At 56.7% G+C, this 21,945-nt stretch carries 18 protein-coding genes; 9 read left to right on the top strand and 9 right to left on the bottom strand.

Features of this window, described 5'->3' with window-relative positions; translation table 11 throughout:
- Positions 1-17: 17 nt before the first annotated feature.
- From CGLUCO_RS07295 to CGLUCO_RS07270, 6 genes are all read right to left on the bottom strand, one after another.
- Positions 18-710 (bottom strand): metal-dependent transcriptional regulator, encoded by a 693-nt coding sequence (locus CGLUCO_RS07295; protein WP_005389803.1) that lies wholly within the window; start codon positions 708-710, stop codon positions 18-20.
- A 474-nt stretch (positions 711-1,184) separates the two neighbouring features.
- The gene (locus CGLUCO_RS07290) at positions 1,185-2,522 is read right to left on the bottom strand and encodes an MFS transporter (RefSeq protein WP_005389804.1); all 1,338 of its coding nucleotides are present in this window, start codon (positions 2,520-2,522) and stop codon (positions 1,185-1,187) included.
- A gap of 268 nt (positions 2,523-2,790) precedes the next feature.
- Positions 2,791-3,774: a sigma-70 family RNA polymerase sigma factor gene (locus CGLUCO_RS07285; RefSeq protein WP_005389805.1), complete on the bottom strand. Its 984-nt coding sequence runs from the start codon at positions 3,772-3,774 to the stop codon at positions 2,791-2,793.
- A 428-nt stretch (positions 3,775-4,202) separates the two neighbouring features.
- Positions 4,203-4,637 (bottom strand): D-aminoacyl-tRNA deacylase, encoded by a 435-nt coding sequence (dtd, locus tag CGLUCO_RS07280; RefSeq protein ID WP_034989063.1) that lies wholly within the window; start codon positions 4,635-4,637, stop codon positions 4,203-4,205.
- A gap of 270 nt (positions 4,638-4,907) precedes the next feature.
- Positions 4,908-6,476, bottom strand: coding sequence for a DUF7782 domain-containing protein (locus tag CGLUCO_RS07275; RefSeq protein ID WP_231286046.1), 1,569 nt, complete (start codon positions 6,474-6,476; stop codon positions 4,908-4,910).
- A gap of 183 nt (positions 6,477-6,659) precedes the next feature.
- On the bottom strand, positions 6,660-7,304 hold the full coding sequence (locus CGLUCO_RS07270; RefSeq protein ID WP_231286047.1) for a DUF3099 domain-containing protein: 645 nt from the start codon (positions 7,302-7,304) through the stop codon (positions 6,660-6,662).
- Positions 7,305-7,350: 46 nt separating this feature from the next.
- Between CGLUCO_RS07270 and CGLUCO_RS07265 the strand changes: the two genes are divergently transcribed.
- From CGLUCO_RS07265 to CGLUCO_RS07255, 3 genes are all read left to right on the top strand, one after another.
- The gene (locus CGLUCO_RS07265; protein ID WP_005389816.1) at positions 7,351-7,602 is read left to right on the top strand and encodes a DUF3039 domain-containing protein; all 252 of its coding nucleotides are present in this window, start codon (positions 7,351-7,353) and stop codon (positions 7,600-7,602) included.
- Positions 7,603-7,604: 2 nt separating this feature from the next.
- The gene (locus tag CGLUCO_RS07260) at positions 7,605-9,320 is read left to right on the top strand and encodes a DEAD/DEAH box helicase (RefSeq protein WP_005389818.1); all 1,716 of its coding nucleotides are present in this window, start codon (positions 7,605-7,607) and stop codon (positions 9,318-9,320) included.
- 419 nt (positions 9,321-9,739) lie between these two features.
- Positions 9,740-10,606 carry a DUF4282 domain-containing protein gene (locus tag CGLUCO_RS07255; RefSeq protein ID WP_159447582.1) on the top strand — a complete coding sequence of 289 codons (867 nt, stop codon included), beginning with the start codon at positions 9,740-9,742 and terminating at the stop codon, positions 10,604-10,606.
- A gap of 294 nt (positions 10,607-10,900) precedes the next feature.
- Here the strand turns inward: CGLUCO_RS07255 and CGLUCO_RS07250 are convergent, their stop codons facing one another.
- Positions 10,901-12,712 carry an RNA polymerase sigma factor gene (locus CGLUCO_RS07250; protein ID WP_070739506.1) on the bottom strand — a complete coding sequence of 604 codons (1,812 nt, stop codon included), beginning with the start codon at positions 12,710-12,712 and terminating at the stop codon, positions 10,901-10,903.
- 318 nt (positions 12,713-13,030) lie between these two features.
- Entirely contained in the window at positions 13,031-13,783 is a 753-nt protein-coding gene (ppgK, locus tag CGLUCO_RS07245) for a polyphosphate--glucose phosphotransferase (protein ID WP_005389825.1), read from the bottom strand.
- A gap of 296 nt (positions 13,784-14,079) precedes the next feature.
- Between ppgK and CGLUCO_RS07240 the strand changes: the two genes are divergently transcribed.
- Both CGLUCO_RS07240 and CGLUCO_RS07235 read left to right on the top strand, forming a co-directional pair.
- Complete coding sequence (locus tag CGLUCO_RS07240) at positions 14,080-15,150, top strand: inositol monophosphatase family protein (RefSeq protein WP_005389827.1); 1,071 nt, start codon at positions 14,080-14,082, stop codon at positions 15,148-15,150.
- Positions 15,151-15,717: 567 nt separating this feature from the next.
- Positions 15,718-16,011: a DUF4193 family protein gene (locus tag CGLUCO_RS07235; protein WP_005389829.1), complete on the top strand. Its 294-nt coding sequence runs from the start codon at positions 15,718-15,720 to the stop codon at positions 16,009-16,011.
- A gap of 441 nt (positions 16,012-16,452) precedes the next feature.
- Here CGLUCO_RS07235 and CGLUCO_RS07230 read toward each other — a convergent pair whose 3' ends face one another.
- The gene (locus CGLUCO_RS07230; RefSeq protein WP_005389831.1) at positions 16,453-16,983 is read right to left on the bottom strand and encodes a DUF3093 domain-containing protein; all 531 of its coding nucleotides are present in this window, start codon (positions 16,981-16,983) and stop codon (positions 16,453-16,455) included.
- Between the two features lie 555 nt (positions 16,984-17,538).
- Between CGLUCO_RS07230 and dut the strand changes: the two genes are divergently transcribed.
- The 4 genes from dut (at position 17,539) to CGLUCO_RS07210 (ending at position 21,906) form a co-directional block, all read left to right on the top strand.
- On the top strand, positions 17,539-17,988 hold the full coding sequence (gene dut, locus CGLUCO_RS07225; protein ID WP_005389833.1) for a dUTP diphosphatase: 450 nt from the start codon (positions 17,539-17,541) through the stop codon (positions 17,986-17,988).
- Positions 17,989-18,459: 471 nt separating this feature from the next.
- Positions 18,460-19,458 (top strand): DUF3710 domain-containing protein, encoded by a 999-nt coding sequence (locus CGLUCO_RS07220; protein WP_005389835.1) that lies wholly within the window; start codon positions 18,460-18,462, stop codon positions 19,456-19,458.
- Positions 19,459-19,988: 530 nt separating this feature from the next.
- Positions 19,989-20,669 (top strand): DUF3159 domain-containing protein, encoded by a 681-nt coding sequence (locus CGLUCO_RS07215; protein ID WP_005389837.1) that lies wholly within the window; start codon positions 19,989-19,991, stop codon positions 20,667-20,669.
- Positions 20,662-21,906 (top strand): class I SAM-dependent RNA methyltransferase, encoded by a 1,245-nt coding sequence (locus CGLUCO_RS07210; RefSeq protein ID WP_084036298.1) that lies wholly within the window; start codon positions 20,662-20,664, stop codon positions 21,904-21,906. The genes CGLUCO_RS07215 and CGLUCO_RS07210 overlap by 8 nt, the downstream gene beginning before the upstream one ends.
- The last annotated feature ends 39 nt before the right edge of the window (positions 21,907-21,945 follow it).

Genomic DNA, 21,945 nt, shown 5'->3' with positions numbered 1-21,945 from the left:
AAGTGAGACACTGGGGTTTAGTCTTCTGCTGGGTATATCCTCACCGCGTGAACTATGTCCTCGGGGAGGGAAAAGCTGGACCCGTTAGCGATGATTTCGCCCCATGCTCCATGATTGATTGCGGTAAGCGGGCTTCCTGGCCGAAGGCCAGCCTCGCAGAAATTGCGGAAAACACCCTCATTTATCTGGACAATCTCGTGTAACTGAGCAAGCGTACCGTTGACCTCTTCCTCTGGAGGGAGATCCACGATACGGGTTCCCAGTTTGGCGGGTTTTTCAGTGTCCGCGTGGGCATCGAGTTCGTCTAGACCAGGGATGGGGTTACCAAAGGGGGACACCTTTGTTGTGGAGAGCACAGTAGTCAGGAGGTTTTCGACATCATCGCTCATTACATGTTCCCAACGACACGCTTCGTCATGAACCTTGTTAATGTCCAGCCCAATAACTTCGGACAAAAGGCGCTCCGCAAGGCGGTGTTTGCGCATGACAGCTGTAGCTCGCTCGCGGCCCTCCTCAGTCAATGTGAGGCGTCGATTCGCCTCCACGACGAGGAGGCCATCGCGCTCCATGCGGGCAACCGTCTGGCTAACAGTGGGGCCAGACTGTTCGAGACGTTCCACGATACGAGCACGAAGCGGGGGAACACCCTCCTCTTCGAGCTCGAAGATAGTCCGCAGATACATTTCCGTTGTATCGACAAGTTCCTTCACGGAATGCGCCTTTCAGTCCGGTCGTTTTGTTAATATTTTACCAATAAATAACGGGGTTTGTGTACGCTGCCCAGCACATGGCTTGGTGACCCACAGTCTACCGCGAACTGGGGGAGGAGGGACTGATAAATCCCGAAGTGAAAAGTGGGGAGGTTTGCACGAGTTGTCCGCGCGGGGCGGGACGTTCGCGCATACGCGACATCAGTGCGGAGGCTCTTCTTCATTCTCAGGGGTCACACGGGCAAGGGTAGTGAGTAGCTACAGGGCACTCTTTCTGCCAGTGCGCCTGTCTCTCAGTTTTGTCCGTCACCGCCCAATGATTGGGGAGAGCCCCTGTGGATGTGGGCGCATCGCCGAATGATTATGCCGGGGATTCTTTCGAATCTGCGGCATAAGTCTGCGGTCATGTTTACTCATGGTGGGGCCCCTGCGGTCAAAACCGGGGGCTCCATGTCTGGACGGGTAATGAGTTTTTTACGAAAGAGCGATGCCCTTTTGCTCGGGAAGGGTGAACGCTGCTGCAGCGGCTAGAGCAAAGGCGACGCCGAAGACACCGAAAACAGTGATATGCCCACCTAGCGCGAGAAGGGGCGGCACGGTCAGCGGAGCCAAAATTGAGCCGATGCGCCCGAAACCTGCGGCGGAACCCGTTCCACGCCCGCGCACAGATGTGGGGTAGAGCTCCGGTCCGATGGCGTAGAGCGCGCCCCACGCGCCGAGGTTGAAGAAGGAAAGCAGGCATCCGGCGAGAATAATGGTCCAGCTGGTGGTCGCTAGGCCGAAGAATACGGCGGCGACAGCTGAGCCGGCGAGGAATACCGACAGGGTGCTTCGACGGCCCCAGACCTCAATGAGCCAGGCTGCGGCTGCGTAACCGGGGAGCTGGGCAAGAGTGATGATCAGAGTGAAACTAAACGAGCGGACAAGGGTGAAACCTTGATCCATAAGCAGCGAGGGGATCCACGTGAATGCTCCATAGTAGGAGAGTGAGACGCAGAACCAAACGCACCACAGTGCAGCGGTGCGGCGTCGCAAAGCGAAAGACCAGATGCTGTGGGTGGCGGAGGTGGCGGGGAGATCCTCCTGCGGGGGCTCTGACAGTGCGGCGGGTTCATAGCCCTCGGAGCGTGCTGCATCTTCGAAGCTAGTAACTACTGCCTCTGCTTCTGCATCTTTCCCCTTCAGCTCGAGGTAACGCACTGATTCCGGGATTTTGGCGCGAACGTAGAGAGCATAAAGCGCGGGCATCGCGCCCACAGCGAGGCCCCAGCGCCAGCCGCTGTCGTGATGAGCGACAACAAATGTGCCGATGACGGCTGCTGCGATCCATCCGACGGCCCAAAATGCCTCGAGGAGAACCACAATCCTGCCACGCACATGCCGCGGGGAGAATTCGCTTACCAGGGTAGATGTGACCGGAAGCTCGGCGCCCAGGCCCATTCCCGTGAGGAAACGGAAGATAAGCAGCATCGTCACCGACGTGGCAAGCGCGGAGGCGCCTGTTGCCAGGCCATAGACGAGAAGGGTGACAGAGAAGATGCTTCGTCGGCCGTATCGATCAGCGAGCAGGCCACCGAAGGTGGCTCCAATCGCCATGCCGATAAACCCGACGGAGGCGATCCACGATGTCACCGTCTTATCCAGATGCCAGTCCACCGCGAGAGAGGCGATGACGAAGGAGACCAGTCCCACGTCCATGGCATCGAGGGCCCAACCGAGGCCGGAGCCGAAGAGTAGTTTCTTATGCTTGCCTGTAAAAGGGAGTCGATCCAACCGCTGGGCTCGGGTTGGAGTCGACGTACGAATATCCATGGGAGAAAACTTAAACGTCTGCCGAGTTTCGCGGTAGCAGTTTTACAAAATTTCACGAATTTGGGGGTAAGACACTATTTTGCAAGAAAAAGGACCGCGGGCTCAGATTAGTGCCAGATAATTAGAATCGTGTTCGCGACTGGGAGGCAGCGGCCCTCGCCGTCGTGGATGCCCCGTGCCTCTACTGTTGACTTTCCTTTTTGACTTCTTTTTTTAGTTAAAGAAGCCCGCCAGCAGGCGGGCGATGATCCCCATGTTGGGAGTGTTTTTAGACGGCGTAGGCGCGGAGCTTTTCCGCCCGCGATCCTTCGCGGAGTTTAGCCATGACTTCGCGCTCGATTTGGCGGACTCGCTCGCGGGATAGGCCGTAGCGGCGTCCGATCTGGTCGAGTGTGCGAGGGACACCATCGTCGAGTCCATAGCGCATGCGGATAACATCCTGTTCACGGCCCTCGAGGGTATCAATTACCGCGCGGATGTCGGAGTGGCGCAGCGAGACGACAACAGCTTCCTCGGCATCGGTTGCCTCGGAGTCCTCAATGAAATCACCCAGAGGGGCCTCCTCGTCTGCGCCAACGGGCATGTCGAGGCTGACGGGGTCACGAGACTGGCGGAACAACATCTCGATCTTGTTCTCGTCGATGCCTGATTCTTCGGCTAGCTCTTCGTTGGTCACCTCGCGTCCGAACTGCTGGTACATCTCGCGTTTGATACGGGAAAGCTTGTTAACCTGCTCGACAAGGTGAACGGGAAGCCTAATAGTACGGGACTGATCAGCCATTCCGCGGGTGATCGCCTGGCGGATCCACCACGTGGCATACGTGGAGAACTTAAACCCCTTGGCGTAGTCAAATTTCTCCATTGCGCGGATAAGCCCCAGGTTTCCCTCCTGTATGAGGTCCAAAAGTGGCATCCCGCGGCCTGAGTAGCGCTTGGCCAAGCTGACAACGAGGCGCAGGTTTGCCTCGAGCATATGGTTTCGCGCCTTGTCTCCCTCGCGCGCGAGTTCCTTTAAATCCCGCTTCATAGCGCGGGTGGGCTTATATTCCGGATCGTTAAGGAGATGGCGGGCGTATAATCCGACCTCTACTGTCTTTGCTAATTCCACTTCTTCCTCAGCGGAAAGAAGCGGGGTCTTGCCGATTCCGTTTAAATAGACGCGGACGAGGTCTGCGGCTGGGTTATCGTTGGTTTGGTGGCGTCGATTTCGCGGATCGACCTTGTTGTCTTCCTGCTTGACTTGTGTTGTCACTGGGCAACCTCCAACCGATCGTCGTTAACTTTCTAAAAGGTTCAACGGCTTTTCATCCGTGAAGGTTCCGCCGACCGTTGGAACACCCCTAAATGGGGGTGGGTCGGGATCATGGTAATGGCAGAGGGGCGATGAAAAAGGGGAGGTCACGGCCCATTTGCTCCGTTGTTAGGTGCGTTCCAGCGGCACGGGAAGGAGTACTGTGGTTGGTCCGGTGAACCGTCCGGATGCCGGGGTAAGCGTTCCGGTCAACGGTTTCGTGGGAGGGGATAACACAGTACGAACTCTGTCGGTGGTCAACCGTCTACTTGACCAGGGGGAGTGGCGTGCGTGGTCTGTCATGCATCTAAGTAGTCAATGTGGCAGGGAACCTGCCACGGGGAACTGCCCATCCGCAGGGACTGCCGATGGGCTGTGTGGAGAGATGTTTAGCACTCGACCAGGACAGTAAAAGGACCATCGTTGACCGACGAAACCTGCATCATCGCCCCGAACTGACCGGTCTCGACTGTGAGACCGCGCTTTCGGAGATCCGCTGCGATTTTGTCAATGACAGGCTCTGCATCCGGACCGGGAGCAGCATCTGACCACGACGGGCGGCGACCCTTGGCCGTCTTTCCCATCAGGGTGAACTGGCTGACGAGCAGAACTGGAGCGTGGGCATCCGTGACTGATAACTCGCCGTCGAGGATACGAAGCTCGGCAATCTTGCGAGCCATCGTCTCCCACGCCGTGCCAGAATCATCCCGTCCAACGCCGACGAGAGCCAAGATACCTCCAGTCTCCGGGCAATCGATTGCTCCCACCACGGTTCCGTCCACGGTCACCGAGGCCTCCGTCACTCGTGTTAGTACAGCGCGCATGCTGTCGCTTCCTCCTTTTTCGATCGTTGTGAGAATTGTATCTAAAGTGCGTGCCAGGAGTGGGCTGGCTGGTGGCTTCATGTCAAAGGGCAGGAAGGGGTACACAGCCCCTGGTGTGTTCTTTCGGTATCCGCCCTTACCGCCTAGCCCAGTAGTGGTGCACCTCACCGTGCGCGAGTGCTACAGCGTTAAAGCGGGATGAGCGGGGAAGGAGAACCGCGCGCGGAGGAGTCGGGCGACACAGATAGGGCTGACAGATGCTCATCTGGCTTATTGGAAAAACTGCGGCGACACGAGGTCAGCCGGTAAGACCATGCCGTGCTGGACAAGAGCAACGACAAGCGGGATGACCTGTTGCTGAAGCTTCTTCTCGTCCAGGCCGTGAGCCATCGCGAACAGACCACAGACCTCCCCCAAAGCGAGACCTTGAGGGTGTAAACCAGCTATGAGGGTGGCGAAATCATCGTCAATTTCGTGCGTGTAGGAAAACCCATCGGTGCGGGTCAGTCTCAGTGCGGCTTTCCTCCACCCCGACCCGGCTTCCGTATCGGGGAGGGACACATCCTCCTTAGCCACTGTCGGTCGGACGAGGTACGTATGCTCCAGCATGGATTCTGGCGACTGCTCACGGAGCCACTGGGCTCGCGTAAAGAACTCCGCAACCTCCGGCCCCGTTTTCGGCGCCAGTGGGGTGAGAATCTCCTCTGCAAGAACCTCACTCGGCTGAGCAGCGGAGAGCGCACTGAGGTGGATCATTCCCAGTCCGATGCGCGTGATTCCATTTTCTGCGAAGTAGGAAAGCCACGTGTGCGTCGTGCTCCGGCCCTCATCCGAGCGCGGATCGATTCCCTCGTCGCGCAGGAACATAGCTGTATACGCGGCCGGAGACACCTCATCGCGCTGGATTGCCCAACAACACACCCCGTTATCGGGCACGAAGGAGCCGACATGGTGTTCCCACGGTTCCCCGTCATGCAGTGCCCACGCGCCGAGGATATGTGCCGTGCCCCCTTCTGTGAGATAGTCGCGCACCGATTTCACAACGAAGCGCGTGGCACCATCCAATTCGAAGGTGGACTGTCGGTAGGTCTTCGCGGCTCCAGGCGGTGCGATGACAAAGGGCGGGTTGGCGATGATGCGATCGAATCGCTCGTTCTCAATGGGCTCGAACCAGGAACCCTTGACAAGGTGCGCGCCTGCCCCCGCGAGGGTGAGCTCAGCGAGGTCAAGAGCTCGTTGGGAAATATCCGTTCCCCATAGTTCCCGGGCATGCCCGACCTGTGACAGTAACAGAGTTCCGGCTCCAGTGCCCAGGTCGAGCACACGCGCGACTGGGGTGGTAGGAATCACGTCAAGCATGAGGCGGGACGCAGCGCCGAGCCCCATGACGTGATCGTCGGCGAGAGTGCGGATGTGCATCGACGGATCCGGATCTGAATACACCCAGTGCGTCGCCCCATCAATCGTGTGTGGACGAATATCGCACGTGAACATATGGAGATGAGATCCGTCCGAGGACCCGGTGGTTTGTACTACGAGTCCTGCCTGGATACAACGGTTGAGCACGTCTGATCCGAGTGCTGCGCCCAGGTCAGTTGGGAGGTGGAGAATCGCCGCCCGAACAATGTGGTCGATAGCTCTTCCCCCGGCGGTTGCCACTTCCACGGGAGCAGGCTCCCCGCGAGTGATACACCCCATGACATCGGTGCCAAGGTGCTGTGTCAGTCCCTCCGGCGTAAAACCACACGCCGTAAACACACGAGCGAGATCGAGGCCCAACGCCTCACGTGGAGATGTGGTGTGGTCTTGTCCGCCTCGCTGTGGCTGCGTTCGTCTCATGCGTTCCATTATCTACATATCAGTTCGTGTGTTCACGCGAGGGCTCCGTTTCAGGTAACCTCATGCCCGAAAACCACAACTCGAGGAAAACGTGGGCGAAAAAGCGCAGCGGGAGCCCCGAGCGTCGACAAGCAAAAGACAGGGAGGGGGAGGTAACCAGATCAGGAGGGAGACGAAGAATCCTCAGTGCGTGGGGGGCATGTCTTCGCGCCGGGTGCTACCGGGCTCCAAGGCAGGAGGTGATTGCTGGCCTCCATCTGCAGGAATGGGGGCGTGGAGCGCAGCGTATGCGGAGTGGGCCTGCTCGGCGCGGAACCGCTCGGGCTTGTACACGTTTTGCTCACGCTTGTCGCGGGGTTCGCCGACGCCGTTGGCGATGACGACGCTTATCCAGGGGAGCGGAATGGAGATGAGGAACAAAACCCAGCTCAGGAGAATGCTGTGCCAAACCAGGTAGGTAATGGCGGACATAATGAGGAAGGGGATGCGCATTCCCTGCAGCCACATGTAGAGCACCTTTCGATGCTCGTGATTCTGCCACGGGGTGCGTTTTTCCTGATCTGTGATGAGCTCTACGGAGGACGACCGCCGAGCATGAGCGGACCACCAGTGGCGCAGGCGGGAACCCTGACTGGTGTCATCGTGCGATTCCTCTTCGTCAGCGTCGATAACGAGCGAGGAGAATACACCAGTGGTGTCCGTGGTGGTTTCCTCACGATCGTCCTGCCCAGAAAAAGGCGAAGACGACGCAGAGTCATGCGACCGAGATGCCTCAGCATCGCCGGGGTCATGGCGCGAAGAATTCTCGCCTGGGTACGGGCCTGTCATATCCACAAGATTAAACCCAATTGAGCATTTCCGGGGAAACTGGGGCATGATAGGGGGCGTGCCTACTTCTACGAAAACGATTGAGCGCCCGGATGTGCGTGAGGATACATCCACGTCAGACGACACCCCACGGTTTTTCCACTACGTAAAGAAGAATCAGATCGTTGATTCCGCGATTAGTGGCAAGATGGTGGTTGCTCTCTGCGGGGAGACCTTCCCTGTGCGGAAGCAGGCGAAACCCGGATCCCCCGTGTGCCCCGATTGCGAACGAATCTACAAGAGCCTGCGTAAAAGGTGAGTATGGGGCTACGTAACTGGCAAAAGCGTGCGCTGGATACCTACCTCCGAGACAACCCCAAAGACTTCCTCGCCGTGGCTACCCCCGGCGCAGGAAAGACGACCTTTGCACTAACGGTTGCGTCCGAGCTTCTTAGACGCAGGATCGTGAACAGAGTGATTGTCGTTGTGCCTACCGAACACCTAAAAACACAGTGGGCGCAGTCGGCGGCGCGTTTCGGGATCAGTCTGGATGCGCACTTTTCTAACACCGACGGTGTGAACCCTGCCATGACAGGCGTGTGTGTGACGTATGCACAGGTCTCCATGCACCCCTACAAGCATCACGCCGTGGCTGAGGCGAAGAAGTCTCTCGTTATCCTCGACGAGATTCACCACGGTGGCGACGCCAAGAGCTGGGGAGAGGGCATCCGCATGGCCTACGCAGATGCTGAGCGGCGCCTCTCGCTTACCGGTACTCCGTTCCGGTCCGATGACGCGGCTATCCCATTCGTCCGCTACGGTCCCGATGGCGACGGGCACCTCGTCTCGCAATCGGACCACACCTACGGTTACGGTGACGCGCTTGCCGACGGTGTTGTGCGCCCGGTTGTCTTCCTTGCTTACTCTGGTCAGGCTCGATGGCGCGACAGCGCGGGGGAAGAGTACGAGGCTCGCCTCGGCGAGCCTCTCAACGCGGAGCAGACCGCCCGCGCGTGGCGGACGGCTCTCGACCCCAAGGGCGATTGGATCCCCGCCGTGCTGCAGGCAGCGCAGACGCGCCTGGAGCAGCTGCGTCAAAACATGCCCGATGCTGGCGGTCTGGTCATTGCGACCAACAAGGAAACCGCCCGCGCGTACGCCAAGATTCTCGAATGCCTGTCTCGGTCTCCGGTTACTGTTGTGCTTTCCGACGATTCCAAGGCGAGCGAAAAGATCGCGAACTTTTCCGGCAACCAGGACGAGTGGATGGTGGCGGTGCGCATGGTCAGTGAGGGCGTGGACGTCCCGCGTCTCGCGGTCGGCGTCTACGCCACCTCCGCCTCAACACCGCTGTTTTTTGCCCAGGCGATTGGGCGTTTCGTGCGTTCCCGCATGCCGGGGGAGACCGCTTCGATCTTCCTTCCCTCTGTGCCCGTCCTCCTCGACCTCGCAGCGAAGCTAGAGCAGTCTCGTGACCACGTCTTGGGCAAGCCCCACCGTCCGTCTGACGGCTGGGATGACGAGGCACTCCAGGAGGCGAATAAGGAGAAGAACGAGCCCGATGCGGAGAAAGGCTACGAGTCTGTATCCGCGGAGGCGGAGCTCGATTCGCTGATCTACGACGGATCGACTTACGGCACCCCCACGTTCACCGGATCCGATGAGGAACGCGACTACCTTGGCCTTCCCGGGCTTCTCGACGCTGACCAGATGCGCGCGCTCCTGCGTCGGCGCCAGGAGGAGCAGCTGGACAAACGGGAGCAGGAACGAAAGCAGGAGGAGGCGCGCCTGGCAGAGCAGCGCAGGAACGCTTCGCCAACTGGTGGTGTCGCCGCCGCGAAATCCCGCGTTGCTTCGCAGGAGATTCCGCGCCTGCGCAAGGAGTTGAACGCGCTCGTGCAGATTGCCGCTGCCCGTAAAGGAAAGCCGCATGCCCAGATTCACACGGCGGTGCGGAAAGCCTGTGGTGGCCCTCCGACATCGATGTGCACCGCCGCTCAGCTGCAGGCCCGCATCGATTACCTCCGTAGCTGGTAGCACCCGACAGCGCCGGCACCGGTCTAGCCACGCCGGTACCGGTCTAGCTGAAAGGCAACCGCCGAATAGATGAGCACAGAAAGTCCAACTCGCGGCGGATAAACAGAAGACACTCTGACCCCTTTAATCGGATTCGGTTCGCGAACCTGGGCACCGATTGGAAACCGAAGTTGCGAGGCACGTGTTATCGACGCTGTCGCATGTTCGATACCCTCTGCCCGCGCAGTGTTTTCTGATCGATGTAGGTCAGCGAAGCAAAATTTCGGGATGTGTGGCGAACCACAAGTGCTGAAGGCAAACCAACACCTTTGGCGATAGCCTGGAAGGGAAAAGGGCGCAAAAGCTGTGCGAAATAACTCGCTTTCGGCACGATGCGCCTCTGGCAGATAACGCAATTTCACAAGCATAGGAATGGATGTATGTCTGAACAGATCCCCTCTCCAGATAAGAAAACTGATGTTCCAGGTAGCCCGTATCCAGCGGGGAATGAGACGGCGTCAAGTAATTCCGCACCAAGGAATTCCGCGTCAAGTAACGCCGCGTCAAGCAACGTCACATCACACACGACCGTGTCTGAAATTAGTGGCAAAGAACAGAATTCATCACACGCGAAGCAAGCCGATGAGCGTGCAGCCGCGAGTATCTATGGGGAAGGAGCATCAACAGTTGACGAAAGCACCCAAAGCCCCACGTCAATCCGGTATTCTCCGTACACCTCTGGACCAACGCAGGATACGGATCGCATAAGCACTCCGCAACGTGACGTACGTCTCCAGAGCACTGTGCCGACCTCTCAGCAATACTCGCCCTGGGCTTCCGAAGGAGCCTCGCCATCTGTAGTCGGCTCGCAATCCGATTTTTCTCAGCCGGTCTCCTCACTGAGTTCGGATCAAAGAGAATCTTCTTTGGCTGCGCACAGCCTGAATGCGACCGCACAGGATGATGGAAACAGCTCACGTAGCGGTTTGCGTGACTTCGCGGTAGCGCTGTTCGATTTTTCCTTCACCCAATACATCACCCCGAAATTCGCCAAGGTAATTTATACCGCTGCGGTTGCACTTACCGCGGTGTTTATCTTTTGTGTCGTCATTGGTGCTTTAGGGACACTGTTCTCCGGGGGCGTTGGGCTACTTGAGGGGCTGATCATTATTAGTATCGCCACGGCCGCCGCTGCGGGAAGCGCTTTTTTGAACATAATCTTGCTGAGGGTCGGTCTTGAACTAGCCGTGAGTGTCGTCCGTCTAGCCCAATTCTCAGCCGAAAAAAGGGGAAAAGCGCAACGGTAAAAATCCGGTAGCTCAGAATAATCTTGCTCATTATCCACTATCAGCACGCCAGCGCATCACCATGGCGCAGCACTACGGCACATCACTGCGGCGTAGCACTGAGTGCTGTTAGAAAACTGCCTGCATCGGCTGCACAGGGAAAAGAATGTGGATGATGAGCTCTTCCCAAGGCTCATAGGTAGCGCCGATGCGCGCGGGTCATGGGGGCTCCGTGACAGCAAGTGCAGAAAGAACACGGCAAAAGGGGCGGAAACCTCCTTGTGGTTTCCGCCCCTGTGCTGTGGTTATCTCAAGTTACTCGAGGTAATCCCGGAGAACCTGCGACCGCGATGGGTGACGTAGCTTGGACATCGTCTTGGATTCGATCTGGCGTATGCGTTCGCGGGTAACCCCATACACCTGACCGATCTCGTCGAGCGTACGCGGCATTCCGTCGGTCAAACCGAAGCGCAGCTTGACCACGCCTGCTTCTCGTTCCGAAAGAGTCTTAAGGACATCCTGGAGCTGATCCTGGAGCAGTGTGAAGGACACAGCGTCCACCGCGACGACGGCCTCGGAATCCTCAATGAAGTCACCCAGCTGGCTATCGCCTTCGTCACCGATAGTCTGGTCGAGGGAAATCGGCTCGCGAGCGTACTGCTGGATCTCGAGGACCTTCTCCTCAGTAATATCCATTTCCTTGGCCAGCTCCTGCGGGGTGGGCTCGCGGCCCAAATCCTGCAGCAGCTCACGTTGGATACGTCCGAGCTTGTTGATCACTTCGACCATGTGCACGGGGATACGAATCGTCCGCGCCTGGTCTGCCATGGCGCGGGTAATGGCCTGGCGAATCCACCACGTCGCGTAGGTGGAGAATTTGTAGCCCTTTGTGTAATCGAACTTTTCGACGGCACGAATGAGGCCGAGGTTACCCTCCTGGATAAGGTCGAGGAAGGCCATTCCGCGACCGGTGTATCGCTTTGCGAGGGACACTACCAGTCGGAGGTTTGCCTCAAGCAGGTGGTTCTTTGCTTTACGTCCATCGCGAGCGACCGTGCGAAGATCCTTCTTCTGGGAATTCGCCGGCTTCTCGTGGCTCTCCAACCACTCTGGATCTTTGAATTGGTTGAGAAGATGAGTGGCGTAGAGTCCAGCCTCAATTCGCTTGGCAAGGGATACCTCTTGCTCCGCGTTGAGCAGTGCTACCTTGCCGATCTGCTTCAGGTACGCACGGACTGAGTCGGCCGACGCTGTTAGCTCAGCATCTTTACGTGCCTGGCGGAGAGCAGCTGATTCTTCCTCATCCCAAACAGAGTGCTCTTCTTCGTCTTCGTCATCCACATCAGCGTCGGCCCCTGTATCGAGCGGATGGGCCTCGTCATCAGTGTCCTCGTCGAGCTCCTCGTTCTCAGTGTCCTCGGCGGCCTTGGTGTCCTCGTCCTCTTCTGTCTTCTTAGACGAGCGACGAGTTGTTTTCTTCGCCGTCTTCTTTGCAGATTTCTTTGCTGACTTTTTAGTGGTCTTCTTCGTAGACTTTTTAGCCGTCTTTTTCGTCGTTTTCTTGGTCGCCGGGGTGGCTTCCTCGTCCTCGGTGCCCTCACTATTGGCGGGAGCGTTGGTCTCCTCCGTTGGGGCAGACGTGGAAGCTGCCTTGCGAGCAGCGGCGCGGGTTGTTTTCTTCGCGGTTTTCTTCGCTGTCTTCTTAGCGGTCTTCTTTGCCGCCTTCTTCGTTGTCTTCTTAGCAGCAGCGGATGCCGAATCCGCGCCCTCGCCAGCAGTCGCTGCGTCTACTGCCTCATTATCTGTAGGTGTGGATACAGACTGTGTAGCCTTGCGGGGAGTGGCCTTGCGGGCCGTCTTCTTAGCAGTTTTCTTCGCAGGAGCCTTCTGTGTGTCAGTGGCTGCGTCGGTGCTTGCGGCAGCAGTCGTGGAGGCGCCTGCTTGAGAGCTGGTTGCCTTCGCTGTGCGTGCAGTGCGGGTGGCTTTCCGCGGAGCCGCTTTTTTAGCGGTCTTCTTCGCGGTGCGCGCAGCCTTTTTAGCCGTCTTCTTCGCAGGAGTGGATGTAGTCACAGAGGTTCCCTCCTGAGACTCATTCTGGGTTTTATCCGAAGATTCAGTGGCTGTCACGTACGCCCTTTCGCTTCAACTACAACATTGAGTCCGTCACCAATTGCGCCGGAGATTTCTCGCGGAAATACTAGTGACTGTCTACGGCCTACATAGTAGTTCGGGTGCTTGCAAGGCAAGAACTGACCCTACCGTCGACGATCGACCACCCAGTATAGGTCAACTTTTCCGAGATTGTGATTTTTCCTCCCCCTAACCTGTGTGAAGTTTCTCACAATAGTCTGTTCTCTTTAGGGGGAAGTGTGTATATAGCCGTGAATGGTTGAGGAAGTTGATGGGTGTGGCATTGACTTTCGCTGCTCCACACCCATCGTGTTTTTACGGACGCAGCTTCCTCTCAGCCGCGAGAGCTGCACCAATAATGCCGGCTTTGTTTCGCAACTTCGCCGGGACAACGGGAGTTTCGCACGTGAGGTAGGGGACCCACTTATCTGCTTTCCTAGAGATACCTCCTCCAACGATGAACAAAGAGGGCCAGAAGAGATGTTCGTATTCGTTCAGGACTTTGGAAACTCGTTTAGCCCACTTCTTATACGAGAGATCTTTTTTCTCCCGGACGGCACTCGAGGCGTACTTCTCTGCCTCGTGCCCGTCAACAGTCAGATGTCCCAGCTCCGTATTCGGGTACAACGTACCGTCGATGAGCAAAGCGGTCCCAATTCCGGTGCCGAGGGTGACGAGGATGACAGGGCCGTGACTGGCCTCTGGGACGCCATACGTTACTTCCGCAAGGCCGGCGGCATCGGCATCATTGAGGACATAGATGTCCTCCGTGCCGAGAGCTTGACTGAATAAGGCATGGGCGTCCGTGTTTACCCACGACTTATCAATGTTTGCAGCCATGAGGGCGGTTTGATTCTTAACTGCTGAGGGAATAGTGATTCCGACCGGGCCGTCCCACTTAGCCTGCGTGACGATCTCTTTGACCGTGTCAGCAACTGCAGCCGGGGTCGCCGGCTGTGGAGTGAGGATTTTGATTCGCTCGCCGACGAAGTCTCCTTTGTCTAAGTCGACCACAGCCCCCTTGATTCCGGAGCCACCAACGTCGATGCCAAAACCGATTCGCGTCATGCATTCATCCTAACCTCTGCGGTGTGCCTGCACAGAGGGGAGGTGAGAGTCAATCCCCTCCGCTCCGTAACAGTGTGAGAATTTCCGGTCTGAGGTGGCCGTTGATTCTGGCGTGTGTAGCTGTGGAAAGTTGATGACCTTCAATAATCAATACGGGAGAACGGAAAAATTGGTCGCCAAACAATTTCCTCAACGTTAGTCGGCCACCTCACTAGCTGCCAGGCAGGGGCAATCACAGTCAAACAACGAGGGAAACTACCTGGGGCGGGGCGGAAAAGTACTTCGAGAAAGGGACGATGTCCTTGAGCGTTGCCGATGCGGAGAAAAGGGGGTATCGAGGAATTGTGGCTACGCTAGAAAGCGATGGATTGCTGTTTACCGTAGCCATCCGAAGGAATGCGTACACGGCACGACGAGGGGCATCCTTCGATGTAGAGGAGATGACAATGATGGGACAGATCGAGGATCAAACTGTGGTTTATGGAGGACAAGCACAAGCAGAGGAAGCGAAGCTCCCCGCACCCGATGAACTGCGCGATATTGCGGTTGTCGTGGCGTTGAAAGCTGCCGCGTTAATCCGGAAGGAGCGCGCAGGGGTAGGTGACTTGAAGCGCGTGACGACCACGAAGAGCTCCGACGTGGATCCTGTTACGGAAGTTGATAAGCACTCCGAGGAGTTCATCACAAACTCAATTCGAGCGCTGAGGCCCGCAGATGGATTCCTCGGCGAAGAAGGGGCTCGTTCTACTTCGCAGTCTGGGGTCACCTGGGTTATCGATCCCATCGATGGAACAGTGAACTTTATCTACGGAATTCCGCAGTATGCAGTATCGATAGCCGCTGCGATAAATGAGGATATCGTTGCAGGCGCAGTGATTAATGTTGTTACCGGCGAGGTGTACCGCTCAGCGCGGGGCGAGGGGGCTCAGAAAGCGGTGGTTCCTCCTGGAGAAACTGTGGGGCATGAGGCATTTGCGCAGATTTCCGCATCCAGCGCGACTGAGATAGAACAGAGCCTTCTAGCAACAGGCTTTGCCTACCTAGCGTCCCGACGCACGAAGCAGGCAGAAATTCTGACCAAACTATTGCCTACCGTGCGTGATATTCGACGTATGGGTTCGGCCGCCCTCGATCTTTGTGCCCTCGGGGAAGGTCGTGTGGACTGTTATTTTGAACACGGTATTCACCCGTGGGACTACGCCGCTGGGCAGATCATCGCGGAGGAAGCCGGTGCAAGCGTGCATTCTCCAGGTATCAGTGTGCCGGGACGGGAAGGACTGCCGGTGTGGGGCGCTGCACCGGGAGTTGGTGATGCTTTCGAACGTCTCTTGGCTAGCGCAGGGGCTCTCGACGCAATTCCAGATTAGGGGTCTACCTACGTAAGTGTCTCCCAGCGACGGTACGTGTGACGGTACGTGATCCAACAACAGACATACGTACGCATTGTGAACAATTTGCGAAACATGAGGGATCGAAGTGGCCGCCCGGTGCTTCGCGCGCTATTTCATGTGGCTGTTTTCTCGTTAAACTACCCTCCGCAGCGTCGTGCGCGGAACGGTGAAGCGCTTTGCTGTTGACGGTGTGACTAGTGAACGGGGGCTCGACACAGTGGATAGTGGGTTTTCAAGGGCTAGGCTGGTCGAAACGTTTGCATGGAGTGCGAGAGTCTTGGGGATGGAAGTTGGTATTCGTGGAGCTGTGGTCAGGGCAGCTTAAAAAACATCAGGAAAAGATAAGAAATACTTAGATTCTTTGGAGGTGGAAAGTTAGCTCTAATCACCCCCGGTCAGCGCTGTGGCCAGCAATTATGCGAGACGGGGGTGATGGAAGTGACAAGCTTTATAGGGGCGCTCTAACATGCCGAGAAAGTGAGGAGCACATGAGTGATTTCTCACCACTTGACAGGACTGAGTGATAAGGATTATTCAACTTACATGGCTACTGATTACGATGCACCGCGTCGTCTCGCAGACGATGATCTTGATGCCGATTCCCTCGAAGGTCTCCGCTCTCAGGAAAAGCAGAGTGACGAAATGGATGACAACGGTGATGAGGTGGAAACCTTTGACATTCCGACCCAGGATGTCACCCGCGAGGAGATCGATGTCGCGGTAGTTCCGAAGCGTAGCGACGAATTTACTTGTGGCTCTTGCTTCATTGTTCAGAGCCGCAAGCGACTTTCTCACGAGGAGCCGGACGGCACTCTGATCTGTATGGATTGCGCTTAGGCTATACCCGTACGGTCGTATCGATATTTTTGCTGTTGAATCAGCAGATGAACTCGCTTGCTCAGAGTTCACTTCCTTCGGGGCAGGGGGTAGCTGCGTGCACACCAACCTGGGGTAGGCAGCGAGCGGGTCGTGGTGTCCCCAAATAAGGATGTCGCGGTTGCACCCATGAGAGAGTCACGCTGATGTGGCCTCTGAGCGGCTAAATTACAGATGGTGTGGAGCCCTCGCCCAGCCGGCGAGGGCTTTGTGTTATCGCAAAACCCGGGCCGACGAATCGTTGAACGGATCTTAGACCACCCGGGTACAGAGGAACCTGTTTGGTGAGACGAGATAGTTCCGGGGCGGGGGAGGAAGGACATGGCACGGAGGAAGGGTATGTGGTCCTGCGGTGGGTGAAATCACAACCCCTTACGGGGTTCGATCAACTCCTGCCAATTGTTATGCTCTGTCGGATTCGGCGATCATAGACATTGCCTGCTCGGCCTGGTCTGGTACGAAGGCGCGAATGAGGCTTTCTGGATCTCTTGAGCTGACGAGCCAATATGGTGTGGGATCTTCTGGATCGTTTAGGACGAACATTGCCAACTGCTTCACCCATCCGTGGTAGATAAGGAAGGCGGCCGGATCGAGCTGTCGGCCCATCGCGGATTGCTTGGCTGACTGGGGGATTGCGAGGCTTCGGGAGACGACGGAGGCAGGGAGGTTTGCCCCCTTGGATGTAAGCCAACGTTCGCCGGATGCATCCTGTTCAACTCGAACCCCGTTGCTTGAAAGGGAAGCCAGGAACCAAATGACAGCGCCACCAAAAATGGCGAAAGTGATGTATCCCCAGATCATTGCCCGGTTGTGCTGAACTTGTGCAGCAATAAGGAATGCTACTGCCAGGCCGAAAATCCACCACCACACCGGCGCATGGTGACGTTCCTCATAAAGAACAGTCGGTTTTTGTGCCTTCTTGTCTCCGCTCATGGTTCATCAGTTTACTTCACGTAAAACTTTAGGCGGATAAGGGCTCGGCCATGTTGTGCCACAGGACACATTCTCTGGCAGGAGGGAGCCAGCATGAGAAAATTCGACTCCGGCATCGCACCCGTTACTAGTGTCATGCCTACATCGCGGCGTGTTGCAGTGTGTTCAAAAATGCGGTGCAATGGACTTAGCTGCTATGTATTTAACAGCGCGTCGCAGTGTGAGTACGTGTTTATTACCATCGATTCGATTTGCTACGCGCGGTTTTTCGCCATCCTGGATCGGTTGAAAACTCTGAGTCTCCAGATCATTAGTGACAAGCCATCCCGATGCTGACCACGGCTCCTTAGCCCCTAAGTATCCTCGCGTTTTGCTGTGCCATGTGGTTGTTTTCGCCTGAGGACGAAAACGTTTGGAAGTGGTCTCCGCGGGTAAGCCGCTTTGTGGTCTCCATAGGTAGTCTCCGTGTGGTACTCCTTGAGACGGCAGGATTCGATGTGTGGTTAAACGCGCTGAAAAGGTGGCCTAATTCGGCTGCTATTGTAGGCTGGAACGGTGGAAAAATTAGCAATCAAACGCCTTGATCCTGACCTCCCCCTGCCACAGCGTGCACACGCGGACGATGCGGGGATTGACCTGCATTCCGCCGAAACTCTTGTTCTTCAGCCGGGGGAGCGCGCACTCGTATCAACCGGCATCGCGATGGCACTCGATACTGGTTACGTTGGCTTGATCCATCCGCGATCGGGGTTGGCTGCCAAGAAAGGTCTATCGATCGTCAATACGCCGGGCACTATTGATTCAGGTTATCGGGGTGAGATCAAGGTGTGTCTGGTAAATACAGATCGTACCGAGGCAATCCAGATAACGCGTGGTGATCGCATTGCGCAGCTTCTGATTCAGAAGATTGAGCTGCCCATTGTTATTGAAGTGGATGAGTTGGACGATACCGAGCGCGGCGCCGGTGGGTATGGATCGACCGGAGGCTCAGCTCTCCTGGGTTAGCACTGCTCTTTGTGTGTAGACGGATGCGGATGCACACGTCAGCGAAAGGTATGTGTGTGCTCGCCACGCATACCGCTGAGAATCATGAAGCTGCTGGCTGTAACCCAAATTCTGGTCACTTCCTTGTTTCAATAACGCCCACAGTCTCGCCCAGGAATCACACCGACGGCGAATTGATTCGTGCGCTAGCGTAGGTGCACATTCACTGCGTGGTAATCCTGGTGACCTTTGGGGTTGTGGCGTTAGAGTGACAGGCGAGGGTCGTAATCCACGTGACGTCGTCGGAGTGTCCTGTGTTACATGTCTTTCAAAAGCGGGTATTGGCGTGCAGATTTGTGCGGAGAAACGACGAATATAGCCCCGGAGCGCAGTCGAGGACAATACAGGGGCGGTAGGATCCCAAAGTAGAGCAACTGCCCAACTACTGCGGAATTCGCGAAAAGTTTGACCATATTTAATTAAGGAATACAGATGAACATTTTTGGTCCGTTCGATTCAGAAAGCCCTGGTGCGCGGGAACTCGACGTGAGCGACTTCGCATCGAGCGTGCTTGACCTGGGTTCTCTGCGGATCCCGCTTCCTCATGATTCCGAAGTCCAAGTGGAGATGGGGGAGCAGGGGCCGAAACTACTCCACATTGTTACTCCTTATGGCCGCATTACCCCGGTCGGGTTTGCCGCCGCGAAGACAGGTAACCTGTGGCGCGAGGTATACCCGAGCATTGTCGACGGCATGACGGAAGACGGTCTCGATGCCCATGTTGAGGATGGTCCGTGGGGTCCGGAGGTTGTTGGACGCACACAGCGGGCGACGCTCCGCCTTATCGGCGTGCAGGGTGGGCGATGGATGATTCGCTTTACCTGTGCTGCACCGAACGAGACCGCGGATGAAATGGCCGAGATCGCCAGGGCAACGGTTGCTCGAACCATTGTTGACCGCGGTGATGCCCCCATTCCGCCAGGGCAGCCGCTACCGATTTCCGTGCCAGACGCGCTCGCGAAACAAATCCAAGATGCCATGCAGGCGCGCGCGCATAGAGAGCACTCAATCGCACGCCAGCCACAAGAGCCTCCACTAGCGTCTCAGACTGTGCGTGAAGAAGGTTCCGATCCCCTGGATGTACAGGACGATGTCCAGAGCAGCCGGCCCACTCCTGAAGACTCATCCACAGACTATGTTCGGGACGAAGACGACGTTTCTTCGTCTGGAGCTCATGCATATGTCCCGACACCGTCTGCCGGTTTTGACCAATCGGCACATGACAGCCGCACGGAAGGTCTAGCTTTTGGCGAAGGGGACGATGCTCCCCTATCTGAGGCAGAGAATTCAGGTGCTTACGTGGAAAGCACGCGTGGACGCGACACCTCCCGCAGCGCAGCCGAGGCTCGTGAGCGAATGTTTGATTGGCGTTCTGATAGTGTTAATGGCTCCGCCATTCAGCAGATCGCACCACAAAATCGCTCATTCTAAGGTTCCTTTCGGTGCCCGTCAGCGCTTCGAGCACCGAGGGAAATGCAGCAATGTGGGCCAGAGTTTTGTTCCTCCACTGTGCTGTTCCTCCACTATGCCGTTGGGATGTCCCTGGAAAGGGGCATCGCTCATTTTCTCGTTGTCGGGCTTTACGTTTCGAGGAATCCACTGGCTACATGCCATCACTTTCCGGTAACCTCGGTTTCCTCTTGTTTGCTTGGGAACCTCAGCGGGGGCCGTGCGTGCTGCGCGGTTGTGTGAGTGTGGATCTGGAACTGTAATGTGACACCATCGCCCAACTAACCAAGAACCAAGGATAAAACGTGACACAAGACAATTATTCCTCCGCATCAGAGGGAAAAGATGGACACCAATCACTGCGGGAGACGCACGCGGCTAGTGACGGTTTATCCGAAAATAATGGAAATGAGGGGGGATCCCACACCGTAGAGCCTCGTGTCGGAACAGTTGAGGACGAGGCTCTTTTGCCTACAGAGGCAGAAGAAGAAGCGCCGAGCCTTCTTGACCAAATGGGAGGTCTCTCCGGCCTAGTGGCAACCACGCTCCCCATCGTGGTTTACGTGCCCGCTAATTCCTTTTTGGGTCTTAAAGCAGCTATTTTTACCGCACTTGGGGTTGCTGCTCTCGTTTTTATTTGGAGACTCATTCGCAAGGAGACACTCCAGCCGGCAGTGTCCGGATTCATCGGCGTCATTTTGTGTGCGGCAATTGCTTGGTTTATGGGCGACGCGAAGGGGTTTTTCCTGTACGGAATCTGGATGTCGCTGCTCTACGCAGTCATCTTCCTCATTTCAATTGTCATCCGCTGGCCCGCAGTCGGAGTGGTCTGGAAGGGCCTTAAAGGTGATGGCTTTGGTTGGCGCAGATATCCCCGTGCACGCCGTTACTACGACGGTGCCACCGTGGCTTGGGTGCTTGTGTTTATCGCCAGGTTCATCATTCAAAATCACCTGTACAACGCTGCTTCTACAACGGCACTTGGGGTTGTCAAGATCCTCATGGGGTGGCCGTTGACTGCTGTGGTTCTGCTCATTACTATCTGGGCAATTCGAAAGGCTGATGGCATCATCGAAGAAGCTACTGCACATGGGGTAGGGGACAAGACCGGTGGTCTCGTCGGAGACGGAATAGCATCCACAAACGAAAAAACTAGCCCGACGGAAGAGAAAGTAGGACCTGATCATGAGTGACATTGATCCAACGGGTGCGCAGCCTGCTGAGGTGAATGTGGGGATGAGCATGAGGCTACGCGCTGATCGGCCTGCTCACGGCGGTGAATCTATCGGCACAGTAAACGACCAGGTAGTGTTCCTAGAAGGAGCCCTCCCAGGGGATCTCGTCACCGCCACAATTACCCAAAAGAAAAAGCGATTCTTGCGCGCAGTTGTCGACACCGTCGACGAGGCTGGATCGTATCGTGGTCCGTCGCGGTGCCCTGCCGCTGCCGATGGCGCAGGATGTTGCGATTTCCATGACGTGCGTCCGGAGAAGGAAGCAGAGCTGAAAGAGACAATCCTGATTGATCAGCTCCATAGGATTGGACGGTTCGATGGAGAACTCCCAGCCCCAGAGATCGTCGACATTGACACTCGCCCGGGGTACCGCACACGTGCTCGCTTCGGCGTGAACAGACAAGGCCGAGCAGGTGTGCGTAAGCGGCACTCCAACGACATTGTGTGCACCCGTTGTAGTGCTATTGATCCGCGTATTTACGATGTCGTGGAAGAGCACACCTTCACCCCGGGCGCTGAAGTCGTGTGTGCGGTAGACAGCACCGGTGAGGTGCACGTCGTAGAGACTGTCCGTGCTCCGCGCGGCAAACGGGTGAGCAACCGCGGTCGTCTTGTGGCGGGTAGCAAGCTTGTCAATGAGAAGGTAGAAGATACACCTTTTGCCTTCCCGGTGACGGGGTTTTGGCAAGCTCATAAAGATGTACCCGCGATCTTCAGCTCTCTCATTCAGGAGGCAACGAAAGACGATCACTTCGCCGGGGGAACCGATCAACCGCTCGTTGGGTGGGATCTCTATGGCGGGGTCGGCGCCCTTGCACCGGCAGTTGTTGCCGCCCTCGCAGATCCCGTAGCTGATGTGATCAGTGTGGATACCACCAATGTGCGGGATTGGCAGGGCTCTGACCAAGTTGCATTTGCAAGGGGAGACGTAGCGAAGACGATTCCCTCATTGCCCCAGCCTGCTCTCGTCATTCTCGATCCACCACGAACAGGAGCAGGAACAATGACAATTGCGGACATTGCAATGCGTCGCCCACAGCGGGTGGTACACTTCGGCTGTGATCCGGCAACGTGCGCTCGCGATCTGCGTACATGGGTAGATAACGGATTTCACATTGACCGTATTTTCCTAGTGAACGCTTTTCCTGGCAGCTACCACTTCGAAACAGTCGTATCGCTTTCCGCAGCGCAGTAGCACCACAGTGGGGGTGAACAGAAGTCTCATTTAGTCAAA

Origin of the sequence: Corynebacterium glucuronolyticum DSM 44120 (assembly GCF_030440595.1) — a bacterium.
GTDB lineage: Bacteria > Actinomycetota > Actinomycetes > Mycobacteriales > Mycobacteriaceae > Corynebacterium > Corynebacterium glucuronolyticum.
This window is presented reverse-complemented; position numbering and strand designations above follow the sequence as displayed.